This is a genomic window from Embleya scabrispora, from assembly GCF_002024165.1.
Taxonomy (GTDB): Bacteria; Actinomycetota; Actinomycetes; order Streptomycetales; family Streptomycetaceae; genus Embleya; species Embleya scabrispora_A.
This window is the reverse complement of the sequence record NZ_MWQN01000001.1, coordinates 3,204,056-3,216,630: the sequence shown is the minus strand read 5'-3', so window position 1 is coordinate 3,216,630 and position 12,575 is coordinate 3,204,056. Positions and strand designations below refer to the sequence as shown.

Here is a 12,575-nt window from a genome sequence, read left to right as displayed (position 1 = left end):
TGCGCCTCCCGACCCCGGGAAATCCGGACAAAAGAAGAGACCCGCTCTCCTCGCCGAAGAGCGGGTCCCTATTCGCGGTCTCCGCAGGTCGAACCCTCATACGACCTGCTCGTTCGTGGGTCGAACCCTCATACGACCCACCATCCGCGGTCCGTGCCCCTGGCGCACCTCAGGGCAGAGCGCGCCAGGGGACGTTTTTGCTACCCGCGCAGCCCCGAGGCTTCGCGGGCGAGCTGTTCCACCCGGGACCAGTCGCGCGAGGCGACCGCGTCCGCGGGAAGCATCCAGGACCCGCCGACGCACGCCACGTTGGGCAGCGCCAGGTAGGTCGGGGCCGAGGCCGGGGTGATTCCGCCCGTCGGGCAAAAGCGCACGTCCGGCACCGGCGAGGCCAGCGACTTCAGGTACGGCGCACCGCCCGCGGCCTCGGCCGGGAAGAACTTCATCTCCCGGACGCCGAGTTCGCGCAGCCGCAGTACCTCGGACACCGTCGACGTCCCGGGCAGGAACGAGAGCCCGGTGTCGACCAGGGCCCCGTACAGCGTCTCGGTGCAGCCCGGCGTGACCAGGAAGCGTGCGCCGGCCTCGGCCGCCGCCTTCGCCTGGTCCGGCGTCAGGACCGTCCCCGCGCCCACGAACGCGCCCTCGACCTCGGCCGCGATCCGCTCGATCGCGCCGAGTGCGGCCGGCGTGCGCAGGGTGACCTCGACGGCCGGCAGCCCGCCCGCCACCAGCGCGCGCGCCAGCGGTACGGCCGACTCCACGTCGTCCACGATCACCACCGGGATCACCGGTGCCAGGTCAAGAGCGGACGTGCTCACGCCGCCACCTCCAGGGGTCGAGTGCTGCGCGCCTCCAGCCACGCGGACGCGCCGCGCAGAGCCGGATGCGGGGCCACCACGAGCGCGGTGGAGATGCGGTGCAGGTACGGCGCCATCGTCGGGTTGGTCTCGAAGCCCATCCGGAACTCGCTCTCCAGCAGCATCTCGGTGATCCGGGGCAGGATGCCCCCGGCCAGGAAGACACCGCCGCGAGCGCCCATCGTCAGGGCCACCCCACCGGCGAACGTGCCGAGCAGTCGGCAGAAGGTCTCGACCGTCGCGACGCACACCTTGTCGGAGCCGTCGAGCGCGCGGGCCGAGATGTCGGCCGGGCTCAGCGCCTCGGCCACGACCCCGTGTACCGCCGCCGTGCAGCGGTGCAGCCGGCACAGTCCCGGACCGGACAGCACGTGTTCGGCCGTCACCGTGCCCAGGCCGCCGCGCTCGTCGCGCAGCACCTCCAGGGCCGCCGCGTCGGGGCCGTGCGCCGGGCGCAGCAGGACGTGCCCGCCCTCGCCCGGCAGCGGCACCCAGCCGCCGCCCGGGATCGGCACCAGGCCGGCCACGCCGAGCCCGGTGCCGGGGCCGAGTACGGCCATCGGCAGCGTCGGGTCGGGCAGGCGCTCGCCGACCACGATCAGGTCCTCGCCGGCCAGGTGCGGCAGCGACAGGGCCAGCGCCTCGAAGTCGTTGATCAGGTACAGGTCCGGCACGCCGAGCTTGACCCGGGTCTCCGCGATGGACAACACCCACGCGCCGTTGGTCAGCCGGAACCGGTCGCCGTGCACCGGGCCCGCGACCGCCGCGCAGATCGCGCTCGGCCGGGCCGCGCCGGAGCGGTCCAGGTAGTCCTCGATCGCCGCGGCCAGGTCCACGTGGTCCTCGCTGCGCAGCCCGAGCACGTGCTCGGGTCGGCCGCCGGGCTCGGTGAGCACGGCGAAGCGGGCGTTGGTGCCGCCGATGTCGGCGACCAGCCACGGGCGGTCGGGGGTCGGTGGGGCCACGGTCGGGTTCACGCGCTCGCTCCGTCGAAAGCCGCGGCCGCGACCGCGCCGAACACACCCGCGCCCAGGTCGGCGGGGCCCACCCCGGCGCGCAGCGCGGTGAACAACTCGCGCCCGGTGCCGACCCATTCGGCGTCGCTCGGGGCCGCGCCCTCGGGCCGGCGCCCGCTCAGGTCGGCCTCGGTGGTCAGCGTCCCCGCGACCGCGTCCACGGTCACGATGTCGCCGTTGCGGATCAGCGCGATCGGGCCGCCGACCGCCGCCTCGGGAGTGCAGTGGATCGCCGCCGGGATCTTGCCGGACGCGCCGGAGAGCCGGCCGTCGGTGACCAGCGCCACGTGGTGGCCCCGGTCCTGGAGCACCCCGAGCGCGGGGATCAGCTTGTGCAGCTCCGGCATGCCGTTGGCGCGCGGACCCTGGTAGCGCAGCACCGCGATCAGGTCGTGGTTCAACTCGTCGCGCTCGAACGCGGCCAGGAAGTCGGCCTGTCCGTCGAACACCCGCGCGGGCGCGCTCACCACGTGGTGCGACGGGTCGACCGCGGACACCTTGATCACCGCGCGACCGAGGTCGCCGTGCAACATCCGCAGTCCGCCGTCGGGCGCGAACGGCTTGTCGTGGGGCCGCAGTACGTCCAGGTCCAGGCTCTCCGTCGGGCCGTCCACCCACACGATCGAGCCGTCGTCGGTGAGCCGCGGCTCGCGGCGGTAGCGGGCGAGCCCGTCGCCGGCCACGGTGCGCACGTCCTCGTTGAGCAGCCCGCCGTCGAGCAGCGTGCCGATCAGGAACGCGGTGCCGCCCGCGGCGTGGAAGTGGTTGATGTCCGCCGGACCGTTCGGGTACATCCGGGTCAGCAGCGGCACCGCCGTGGACAGCTCGGCGAAGTCGTCCCAGGTGAGCGTGATCCCGGCGGCGGCGGCCATCGCGACCAGGTGCAGCGTGTGGTTGGTGGAGCCGCCGGTGGCCAGCAGCGCGACGACCGCGTTGACCCAGGCCTTCTCGTCCAGCACCTCGCCGATCGGCGTGTACTCGCGCATCAGCGAGGCCGGGTCGCCGAGCGAGGTGGTGGCCGCTACCCGGCGGCCCGCCTCGTCGGTCAGCGCCTTGCGCAGCGGCTGGTCGGGGTGCACGAAGCTGGCGCCGGGCAGGTGCAGGCCGAGCACCTCCATCACCAGCTGGTTCGTGTTCGCGGTGCCGTAGAAGGTGCAGGTGCCGATGCCGTGGTAGGCGCCGGCCTCGGCGTCGAGCAGTTCCTCGCGGGAGACCTTGCCCTCGGCGAAGCGCTGCCGGACCCGGGCCTTCTCCTTGTTCGGCAGGCCCGAGGACATCGGACCGGCGGGCACGAAGATGGTCGGCAGGTGTCCGAACGACAGCGCCCCGATCACCAGGCCGGGGACGATCTTGTCGCACACGCCCAGCATCAGCGCGCCGTCGAACATGTCGTGCGCGAGCGCCACCGCGGCGGCCATCGCGACCACGTCGCGGCTGAACAGGGACAGCTCCATGCCCGCGCGGCCCTGGGTGATCCCGTCGCACATGGCGGGCACGCCGCCGGCGAACTGGGCCACACCGCCGGCCGCGGCGACCGCGGCCTTGAGCTGCTCGGGGTAGGTCCGCAGCGGCTGGTGCGCGGAGAGCATGTCGTTATAGGAGGAGACGATCGCGACGTTCGGCTTCACCGGACCCTGCGGACCGGTGCCGCGCAGGCTCAGCTTCTCGCTCGGCGAGCACGCGGCGAAGCCGTGGGCGAAGTTGGCGCAGCCGAGCTGACCGCGCGCGGGCTTCTCGGAGGCCGCCGCTCGGATCCGCTCCAGGTACGCGGAACGCGTGGCTGCACTGCGGCGCGCGATGCGCTCCGTCACTGCGGCCACCGTCGGGTGGATCCTCTGCTCGCTCACGATCTTCGTGCCCCTGCTGTCTTCGGCTGGCTCTGCCGGTTCGGGTACCAAACTAGGGGTACTTTTGCTTCTTGGCAAGCAAAAGAGTGACGCTCGGGTGTCGAAGTAGTGAACTTAGGGCTTTGACCGAGGGAAAGCCGCCCTGGTTCACTGGATGGCATGGCCCGACGCGCGAATCCCATCCCGCACAGCAGTGCAGGCGAGGTACTTCGCCTGGTGCGTGACGGTGATGCCGAGACCCGGGCGGACGTCGCCCGGCTCACCGGGCTGTCCCGATCCGCCGTGGCGGCCCGGATCGACGAACTGGTGGACGCCGGACTGCTCGCCGAACGCGCCGACGGCGTGTCCACCGGCGGCCGGCCCCCGATCCGCCTCGAACTCAACCCCGAGGGCGGCCTGGTACTGGCGGCCTCGCTCGGCAGCAGCCGGGGTCAACTCGCGGTCTGCGATCTGACCGGCCGGGTGCTGGCCAGCCGGGAGACCCGGATGGCCGCGCAGGGCGGGCCCGACGCGGTGCTCACCGGATTGCCGGACTGGATCGACACGATGCTCGCGGAGGAGGGGTTCGACCCGGGCCGCGTACGCGGGGTCGGGGTCGCGGTGCCCGGGCCGGTCGAGTTGGACACCGGGCGCGCCGCGGGCGCGCCGACGCTGCCGGGATGGGACGGGGTGGCGATAGCGCCGACCCTGCAACGCCGGTTGCCGGTACCGGTGTACGTGGACAACGACGTGAACGTGATGGCGCTGGGCGAGTACCGGGCCCGGGCCGACGCGGGCGACCTGGTCTTCGTCAAGGCGTCCACGGGTATCGGTGCCGGGATAGTCGCCGACGGCAAGGTCTACCGGGGCGCGCTCGGCGCGGCCGGCGAGATCGGGCACATCCCGGTTGCCGGCGGTACCGGGGTGCGCTGCTGGTGCGGCAACGTGGACTGCCTCGAAGTCCTGGCCAGCGGGCGGCACTTGATCGAGACGCTGGCCGCCCACGGGGCGCGCTTCCCGGACGGCCGCGAGGTCTCCAGCGTGCGCGACGTGGTGGCCCTGGCGGCGGCCGGCCAGCCCGAGGCGGTGCGGCTGGTGCGCGAGTCGGGGCGGATGCTCGGCGAGGTGTTGGCGAGCGTGGTCAACGTGCTGAATCCGGCGGTGGTCGTGCTGGGCGGCGACCTCGCCGACGCGGGCGATCCGCTGCTGGCCGGTGTGCGCGAGGTGGTCTATCGGCGGTCCACGGCGGTGGCCACGCGCGAACTGCGCATCGTGCCGAGCGTGTTGGGCGAGGCCGCGGGCCTGACGGGCTGCGCGTTCATGGCCCTGGACCAGATCCTGTCCCCGGACTCGGTGGACACCACCCTCGCCCGCCTCGCCGGCAACCGAGCCCTCCCCAGCGTGAACCGAGCCCTCCCGGCCTGAACCCGAGCCGAGCCGGCCACCAAAACGCGACCGAGCCCGGGAGGGCCGGCGGGCGCCCGGGTGACGCATCGACGCGGGTACGCACCCCAACCCCCAGCCCACCCAGCCGAACCCCAGGGCGCAGCGCCTCCCCGCGCTGCCCACCGAAGCTCGCAGCGACCCACACCACGTCAACCGAGCCACGCCACCCCGCCGCCGACCACACGACCCGGCACACCCGCTCGCACGGCCCCCGCCCTGCCCCGACCGCCTAGCGATTGCGCGCCGTAGCGACGTCGCCGCGTCCCGCGGTGCAGCCGCACGACAGCGCGCCCCCGCCCGCAGCAGCCCGGCACCCGCTTCGGCCGCAGGGCAGTCGCGCACCGTAGCGACCACGCCGCGTCCTGCCGCGCCGTCGGGCCGCCGCATGACACCGTGCCCTCGCCCGCGGCGGCCCAGCCGCCTCCGCTCGCCGAGGCCGCAAAGCGGACGCGCACGCAACGACCCGCGCCGCGTCCCGCCGGGCTGCCGCACGGCCCCGCGCCACCTCGTCCGCAGCGGACCCGACCTCCCGGCGCGCCCCGGCGTGAACCGCAACTCGGCGCGTCCCGCAGACCACCACACTCCAGCGCTCTGCCGCGCTCGCGGCAACTCCGACCCGCTCCCCGGCCGCGTAGCGGACGTGCACCACGGCGCGGTACGGCGACCGATCCCGGCCGCGCGGCGGACGCGTACCCCGACGCGCCCCCCGTTCGCCGCCACGACGGGCGCATCCGGGCCCGCGCGCCCGCGCCCAAACCGCCCCCGAATCGAACCCTCCGCGCGGGGAATGTTGAGCGGGCAACTACTGTTGAGCCGTCCAAGGGCCGGGAAAGCCGGACCGTACTCGTCTCGAGGAGCAGGCCATGCCCGCCGTCACCGTTGCCAACCCGCTGGCTCTGCCGCGTCTGCCGGAGCCCGCACTCGAAGCCCGTCCGCGTCCCGTACTCGCCGTCACCACCGCCCCGAGCGGCGTCGAGGGTGAGGGCTTCCCCGTGCGGCGCGCCTTCGCGGGCGTCAACCAGACCTACCTCGACCCGTTCATCATGATGGATCAGATGGGCGAGGTGGAGTACGCCCCGGGCGAGCCCAAGGGCACCCCGTGGCACCCGCACCGGGGCTTCGAGACGGTCACCTACCTCCTCGACGGCGAGTTCGTCCACCAGGACTCCGCCGGCGGCGGTGGCGTGATCACCGACGGCGACACCCAGTGGATGACCGCCGGTTCCGGTCTGCTGCACATCGAGGCGCCGCCGGAGGCGCTGGTGACCAGTGGCGGGCTCTTCCACGGCATTCAGCTGTGGGTCAACCTGCCGTCCGTACAGAAGATGAGCGACCCGCGCTACCAGGACATCCGCGCGGGCGACGTCAAGCTGCTCGCCTCGGACGACGGCGGCGCCCTGGTCCGGCTGATCGCCGGCTCCGTCGGCGGCTTCGACGGTCCGGGCATCACGCACACCCCGATCACCCTGCTGCACGCCTCGCTCAACCCGGGCGCGCGACTTTCGCTGCCGTGGCGCAAGGACTACAACGCGCTGGTGTACGTCCTCTCCGGTGCCGGGACCGTCGGAACCGATCGGCGACCGATCGAAACCGGCCGGCTCGCGGTCCTGGGTGCCGGGGACACCATCGACCTCCAGGCGGACGCCCGCCAGGATTCGAACAAGCCCAATCTCGAGGTGATCGTTCTCGGCGGGCAACCGATCGGGGAGGAAGTGGCCTGGTACGGCCCGTTCGTGATGAACACCCACGCGGAACTGGCGCAGGCGTTCGACGACTTCAAGGCCGGTCGCATGGGCCGGATCCCGGCGGACCGGATCTGACGGCGTCTCAACAGTGGCCGAAGATCGTCGGCGGGGAATCTGACGCATCGTCAGAGCCCTTAGAGTGCAAGGGAATGCCTCGAAGGGGCGAGCGCGTGGGCTACGCAATGCAGCCGACCGGTCGCCCCTTGACGCTGTCCCGCCCACTGGCCACACTGAACAAGGTCAAATGGAACGTAACGGTTTGCCGCGCTCCGGGCGCGGTCTGCGGAAAGAGGAGTGGAGCCGTCACCTCACCACCGTGAGCTCCGCCGCCGGGTCGCTGTGGCTCCGGTCGACGGGCGCGATGTGACACCGGACGAGAGGAGTCCGCGTATGTCCCGGCCCTCCCGGGTGGCACACGGCATCGGCGACGGTGACCGACGGCCGCCCCACGCTTCGTATTTCGCCGATCGGCCGATCGGAACCGGTCCGTTCCCGCTCGGGTCGTCCGCGGGCGCTTTCGCGAGTCCTTCATGGACCGCCGGCGCCGGATCCCGGAGGCCCTGATGGCCGACGACTGGCGCAAGAAGTTCATGGAACGCACGGTCAAGACCCGGACCTCGTCCGCGAACTGGCTGGCACTGCGCGTCGTGCACTCCAACGCGCTGACCATGCTCATCCTGGGAACCGCCGCCCTGTTCGCGGTCGTTCTGCATGTGCGCGGCCGGGCACGAGACGGCGAGTTCTTCGCCCTCGCGATCGCGGCGCCGTGGATACTGGCGGCATACCGGCACAGCCGGTCCTGCAAGCCGTGCCCACGTCAGTCGGGAGGTGGATAGGCGATGAGCGGCTACGAACCGCCACCGCCCCCCGAGGCACGCGGACTTCGGCTCGGCGACCTGCGGCGATGGCGGCATCTCTCGGACCCCGAGGACGAGGAGCCGGCATTCCCCGCACCTCGCGACGAGCCCGCGCGCGGATCCGCCCGCGCGTCGCGCAGCCCTCGACCCGAGGACGAAGAGCCATCGTGGCGGCGCGACCTACGGGAGCGTCGGAAGCGCGAGCGGGACGCGGCGGCCGCGATCGAGGCCCGGCGTACGACGGAGCGCAAGAGCGGTCCCGCCGCGCGCCCCGCGCGGCCCGGCGCCGGCGAACGCCCCGACTCGGCCCGGTACTCGGAGGGCACCCGGGCACGTCCGGCCGAGCACGGCACCGACCCCGCCGGCCGTTCCCCGCGCCCCGCGGTGCGGCACGTGATGAAACCCCGCGACCCGGGGCGGAACAACGCTCCCGCGGCACCGGCGACTCCGGCCCCACCCGCGCGCAAGCTGCCGTGGCGCCCGTCCGCCAAGGCGGCCGGGACGGGCGCGGTGGGCGCGGCCGGGGCGGTCGGCGCCGGCGACACCGCACCCGCCACCGCGAGTGGTCCGGCGTCCGGCCTGGCCCGCTTCGTCCGCCGCGGCTCCGCGGCCGGGGACGAAACCGGTGGCCCGGCCGACTCCGGCGCGCAGGGCGGGACTTCGGACAAGCCGGGAGTGCCGCCGCCGTTCACGGGCGGCCCCGGCGGCATCATCGGACCCTCCCGGCCGTTCAGCGGTACCGACCTGATCATGCTGGTTCCCGCCGGCCTGGCCGCCTACTACGGTGCCGGGCTCCTGGTGAACTGCTCCCATGAGGCAGGTTTCATGGCGGCCTTCTGCCTGTGGCTGATGGCCGGCTTCTGGATCGTGATCATCAGCGCCAAATGGCCCCTGGTGCGACTCATGCGCTGGGCCTGGGTGTTGGCCGGCCTGATGGCCGGGGCGACCATCCCCATCGGTGGCGGGTGACGGTGCGTGCGACGTGAGTAGCTTACGAACCGTCATATCACGGGTACGCCAAGGCAAACAGGGACCGGCGGACGACCGCAGGACCGGAGGGGAATCATGCACATGTCGCTGAGCGCCGTGGCCGCTGCCGCGCCCGAATCCATCGCCAACTTCCAGGCGGTGACGACCGAGACGAGCAGTGTCGGTCGTGGGGTGACCGTCGGGGTCCCGATCCTGATCATCTTCATCCTCTTCTACATGGTCACGCACAAGGGCTACAAGCTCACCGGCCTGATCCTGGCGTTCGTGGCCGGCGTGATGTTGTCCGGCACGCAGGTCGCGTCCTCGCTCTCCGAGTTGGTCGACCACTTCGTGACGGCCGGCGTCAACGCGGTCAGCGACACGTTCAGCTGAGTCGGACCCGGGCGATCCGCACCGGAAGCGGGTCGCCCGGCCCGTCGAGGCGCTCCTCCGCACCGTGCCCGCGGTCGGCGCCTTGTCGTACGCCGTTCGCGGGGGCGGCCGGTGTCATCCGGCGTACCGGGCCTGGACGAGCGCGGGGTAGCGGGCCGTGAACATCGCCCGGAGCACGAATCCGGCTGCCTGGACGGCGACGGCCACCCCGCCGGCCACGTCGTTCGCCCTGATCAGGTAGAGCGCGATCGCCGTGACGGTGAAGCTCGCGGCCCACGCGGCGGAGATCACCACGTTGACCCGGCGGAACATCGGCAGGCCCCAGACCTCGCGCGGGGTGGAGCGCCGGGCGATCACGAGGGTGAACGGGTTGCCGGCGGCGATCGAGCCCCAGGCGGTGAGCGCCAACCAGGCGAACGAGGCCGCCCCTACATAGCGGTGGAAGCCCGAGTCGGGCACGGCGAACGCGACCGGGGTCAGCACCACGAAGAAGACCGCGGTGCTGTGGGCGAGCAGGTCGACCCCGCGCCCCGCCCGGCGGTCCTGGGGCGGCGATCAGCACGGTGGCGGCCGGCGCGGCGAGCGCGCCCCACTGCCAGTGGGTCGAGGGGATGGCGGCGAAGACGATCCACGGCGCGAAGTTGCGGACGTAGTTCATGGGATTCCTCTGTTCGACCGTGGGGACCGGGCGCACCGTCGGTGTCGCGTGGATCGCGGAACCCTCCGTTGCTGACAGGTCAATCTTTGACGTTCCAACTTCGACATGTCAATCCAGAGTGGTAAAGTTCGCGTCATGAGCCTCCGTCACGCACTCCTCGGACTCCTCGCGAATCGGTCGGCCAGTGGCTACGACCTGCTGAAGTCCTTCGAAACGTCGCTGGCCAACGCGTGGCCCGCCACCCAGAGCCAGGTCTACGGCGAGCTGGGCAAACTCTCCGCCGAGGGTCTGCTCGACGTGACGGCGGAGGGTCCGCGCGGTCGCAAGGAGTACTCGATCACCGAGAGCGGGCGGGCCGAACTGCGCCACTGGCTGGTCGAGGTCGAGCCCGAGCGGGTCAGGCGCAGCAGCATGCTCCTGCGCGTCTTCTTCCTCGACACCCTCGCCCCGGAGGAGGCCCGGACATACCTGACCGCGCAGGCCGAGGTCGCGGCCGAGCGCAACGCGGGTCTGCGCGCGTTGGAGGCGAACGTGCCGTGGGACGGCAGCCCGCTGTCGGTGTACGGCCGCGTGGCCCTGGAGTACGGCCTGCGCTTGTCGCAGATGCAGCGCGACTGGGCGGAGTGGGCGGCGGAGCAGGTGACGCCGCCCACGACGTGACGCCGGACGGTCGGTGCCCACCACATCGACGGCGGCCAAGCGGAATGCCGGCGTCCCCGCGCCCCGTTACGCCTGCGACGTTGTGTCTTGATCCCTTGCCGTGGAGGTGGAAGTGGCCGCGACGATGCGGGCCGTGGTGCTGACCGGGCCCGGGCCGGTGGAGAACCTGGTGCTGCGTGACCGGGTCGTGCCCGAGGTGCGGCCGGGGTGGGTGCGGATCGCGGTGAAGGCGTTCGGGCTGAACCGCTCGGAGTTGCACACCCGGCTCGGCCTGGCCGAAGGCGTGACCTTCCCCCGAGTGCCCGGGATCGAGGCGGTCGGGGTGGTGGACGCGCTGGATCCGGCCGACGCCGAAGGCGGGCTCGTGGTCGGGGGGCAGGTGGTCACCATGATGGGCGACATGGGGCGGACCTACGACGGGGGCTACGCGCAGTACACGCTCGTACCCGTGGACCAGGTGATCGGGTTCGTGTCGGACCTGCCCTGGCACGTGATCGGCGCGGTTCCGGAGACGTTGCAGACGGCGTACGGCTCGTTGACCACCGGGCTGGACCTGCGCGCCGGGCAGAGCCTGCTGATTCGCGGCGGGACCTCCTCGGTCGGCCTGGCCGCGGCGGCGCTGGCCAAGGAGATCGGCGCCACCGTGCTCGCGACCACGCGCAGCGCCGGGAAGGCCGAGGTGCTGCGCGACCAGGGGGTGGACCACGTCCTGATCGACGACGGCGCCCTCGCCCCGGCCGTTCGCGCGCTGTACCCCGAAGGGGTGGACGCGGCCCTGGAGTTGGTCGGGACGCCGACCCTGCCGGACACCCTCGCCGCCACCCGGGTGCACGGGACGGTGTGCTTCACCGGGATGTTGTCCAACGAGTGGATCGTGCCCGACTTCTATCCGATCGGCTACCTCCCGAAGGGGGTTCGGCTGACCGCGTACGGCGGCGAGAGCGGCGATCTGCCCGCCGACGTGCTGCAGCACCACCTCGACGAGATCGCCGCCGGGCGGATCAGCCTCGGGCCGATCCACACCTACGGCCTCGACGACATCCGCCGCGCGCACACCGACATGGAACTCGGCCGTGCGGTCGGCAAACTCGTCGGGTTGACCGAGGGCTGAGCGGGCCCCGGGTTCAATCCGGGAGGGCCGTCGGAGCCACCGCCGCCGGGTCCGGCGAGAAGCGGGCGGTCCTGGGGTCGCGTTCGTCGCCGAAGTGGTGGGTGAGGACGCCGTACAGGTCGGGGCGGCGGCCCTTGAGCCAGCGCCGGCCGGTGGACAGCGGGATCAGGGACAGGTCGACGTCCGCGGTCACCATCGTGTCCGCCGCGGCCCAGGTCTCGGCGAGGATGCGGCCGTACGGGTCGAGGATCATCGCGTTGCCGGTGCGGACCTCGTCGTCGTCGCGCCCCACCCCGTTGCTGAAGATCAGGGCCAGGCCGTTGTCGTGGGCCCGCGAGGGCAGCCAGCGCAGCAACCACCCCCGGCCGCTGTCGCCGCGAAACGCGGCCTCGACGGCGGCCGGGTCCCGGTGGCGGTTCTCCCACACGGCCGGCGGGATCGGCCGCATCCCGTGCGGACTGCGCGAGTCGGTACCGCCGGTCTGGTGCGGCGCCACCAGGATCGAGGCGCCGAGCAGGGCGGTGGCCCGCACGTTCTCGACGAGGTTGTTGTCCCAGCAGACGAGGATGCCGACCCGCACACCCCACGGGGTGTCGAAGACGGTGTACCGGTCGCCGCTGGAGACGGCCTCGTGCTCGAACGCGTGCAGTTTGCGATGGCGGTGCACCCGGCCGTCGGGGAGGCAGACCGCGTACGAGTTGAACAACCGCCCGTCGACCTCGTCCCGCTCCAGGAAGCCCAGGCCGCTGGCCACGCCCAGCTCGACGGCCAGCTCACTCACACGGGTGACGGAGGGGCCGGTGACCGGCTCGGCGAGTTCGCGCAGCCGCTCCGCGGGATGCCGGCGCAGATGCCAGTAGCCCAGGAGGGACATCTCGGGGACCACGACGAGGTGCACCCCGTCGGCGGCGGCACGCCGGGTGAAGTGTTCGACGCGGGCCAGGTTGTACGCCTTGTCGTCCGGGCGCGGCTCGAACTGTACCGACGCGCAGCGCAGTTGCTCCGTCGACATCGACGACTCCTGTCCGTGGGGT

The 12,575-nt window shown here is 72.6% G+C and carries 12 protein-coding genes; 7 read left to right on the top strand and 5 right to left on the bottom strand.

What is annotated here, in order from left to right:
- Nucleotides 1-200: 200 nt before the first annotated feature.
- The 3 genes from eda to edd are packed head-to-tail and all read right to left on the bottom strand — an operon-like array spanning nucleotide 201 to nucleotide 3,708.
- Entirely contained in the window at nucleotides 201-821 is a 621-nt protein-coding gene (eda, locus tag B4N89_RS14295; protein WP_078976221.1) for a bifunctional 4-hydroxy-2-oxoglutarate aldolase/2-dehydro-3-deoxy-phosphogluconate aldolase, read from the bottom strand.
- Nucleotides 818-1,837, bottom strand: a complete 1,020-nt coding sequence (gene glk / locus B4N89_RS14290; protein ID WP_078976220.1) for a glucokinase — start codon at nucleotides 1,835-1,837, stop codon at nucleotides 818-820. The genes eda and glk overlap by 4 nt, the downstream gene beginning before the upstream one ends.
- On the bottom strand, nucleotides 1,834-3,708 hold the full coding sequence (gene edd, locus B4N89_RS14285) for a phosphogluconate dehydratase (RefSeq protein ID WP_349679007.1): 1,875 nt from the start codon (nucleotides 3,706-3,708) through the stop codon (nucleotides 1,834-1,836). Before edd ends, glk begins: the two co-directional genes overlap by 4 nt.
- A gap of 231 nt (nucleotides 3,709-3,939) precedes the next feature.
- Between edd and B4N89_RS14280 the strand changes: the two genes are divergently transcribed.
- From B4N89_RS14280 to B4N89_RS14260, 5 genes are all read left to right on the top strand, one after another.
- Nucleotides 3,940-5,127, top strand: coding sequence for an ROK family transcriptional regulator (locus B4N89_RS14280; protein WP_201260842.1), 1,188 nt, complete (start codon nucleotides 3,940-3,942; stop codon nucleotides 5,125-5,127).
- Nucleotides 5,128-6,011: 884 nt separating this feature from the next.
- Complete coding sequence (locus B4N89_RS14275) at nucleotides 6,012-6,968, top strand: pirin family protein (protein ID WP_078976218.1); 957 nt, start codon at nucleotides 6,012-6,014, stop codon at nucleotides 6,966-6,968.
- A 455-nt stretch (nucleotides 6,969-7,423) separates the two neighbouring features.
- Nucleotides 7,424-7,729 (top strand): hypothetical protein, encoded by a 306-nt coding sequence (locus tag B4N89_RS14270; protein ID WP_078976217.1) that lies wholly within the window; start codon nucleotides 7,424-7,426, stop codon nucleotides 7,727-7,729.
- Nucleotides 7,730-7,732: 3 nt separating this feature from the next.
- Nucleotides 7,733-8,719, top strand: coding sequence for a hypothetical protein (locus B4N89_RS14265; protein ID WP_078976216.1), 987 nt, complete (start codon nucleotides 7,733-7,735; stop codon nucleotides 8,717-8,719).
- Between the two features lie 96 nt (nucleotides 8,720-8,815).
- Nucleotides 8,816-9,112, top strand: a complete 297-nt coding sequence (locus B4N89_RS14260) for a hypothetical protein (protein ID WP_078976215.1) — start codon at nucleotides 8,816-8,818, stop codon at nucleotides 9,110-9,112.
- A gap of 114 nt (nucleotides 9,113-9,226) precedes the next feature.
- On the opposite strand, the gene B4N89_RS14255 is transcribed toward B4N89_RS14260, so the two are convergent.
- Nucleotides 9,227-9,598, bottom strand: coding sequence for a hypothetical protein (locus B4N89_RS14255; RefSeq protein WP_235618613.1), 372 nt, complete (start codon nucleotides 9,596-9,598; stop codon nucleotides 9,227-9,229).
- 307 nt (nucleotides 9,599-9,905) lie between these two features.
- Here B4N89_RS14255 and B4N89_RS14250 point away from each other — a divergent pair, with 307 nt between their 5' ends.
- Nucleotides 9,906-10,430, top strand: a complete 525-nt coding sequence (locus B4N89_RS14250; protein ID WP_078976214.1) for a PadR family transcriptional regulator — start codon at nucleotides 9,906-9,908, stop codon at nucleotides 10,428-10,430.
- A 124-nt stretch (nucleotides 10,431-10,554) separates the two neighbouring features.
- On the top strand, nucleotides 10,555-11,541 hold the full coding sequence (locus B4N89_RS14245) for a zinc-binding dehydrogenase (protein WP_078979355.1): 987 nt from the start codon (nucleotides 10,555-10,557) through the stop codon (nucleotides 11,539-11,541).
- A gap of 13 nt (nucleotides 11,542-11,554) precedes the next feature.
- Here the strand turns inward: B4N89_RS14245 and B4N89_RS14240 are convergent, their stop codons facing one another.
- Nucleotides 11,555-12,553 carry a nitrilase family protein gene (locus B4N89_RS14240; RefSeq protein WP_078976213.1) on the bottom strand — a complete coding sequence of 333 codons (999 nt, stop codon included), beginning with the start codon at nucleotides 12,551-12,553 and terminating at the stop codon, nucleotides 11,555-11,557.
- Nucleotides 12,554-12,575 lie beyond the last annotated feature (22 nt).

Coding starts and splice junctions, on each gene's coding strand:
- B4N89_RS14275 (WP_078976218.1), top strand. CDS start 6,012: ATGCCCGCCGTCACCGTTGCCAACCCGCTGGCTCTGCCGCGTCTGCCG.
- B4N89_RS14270 (WP_078976217.1), top strand. CDS start 7,424: ATGGACCGCCGGCGCCGGATCCCGGAGGCCCTGATGGCCGACGACTGG.
- B4N89_RS14240 (WP_078976213.1), bottom strand. CDS start 12,553: ATGTCGACGGAGCAACTGCGCTGCGCGTCGGTACAGTTCGAGCCGCGC.
- B4N89_RS14245 (WP_078979355.1), top strand. CDS start 10,555: ATGCGGGCCGTGGTGCTGACCGGGCCCGGGCCGGTGGAGAACCTGGTG.
- B4N89_RS14260 (WP_078976215.1), top strand. CDS start 8,816: ATGCACATGTCGCTGAGCGCCGTGGCCGCTGCCGCGCCCGAATCCATC.
- B4N89_RS14250 (WP_078976214.1), top strand. CDS start 9,906: ATGAGCCTCCGTCACGCACTCCTCGGACTCCTCGCGAATCGGTCGGCC.
- B4N89_RS14265 (WP_078976216.1), top strand. CDS start 7,733: ATGAGCGGCTACGAACCGCCACCGCCCCCCGAGGCACGCGGACTTCGG.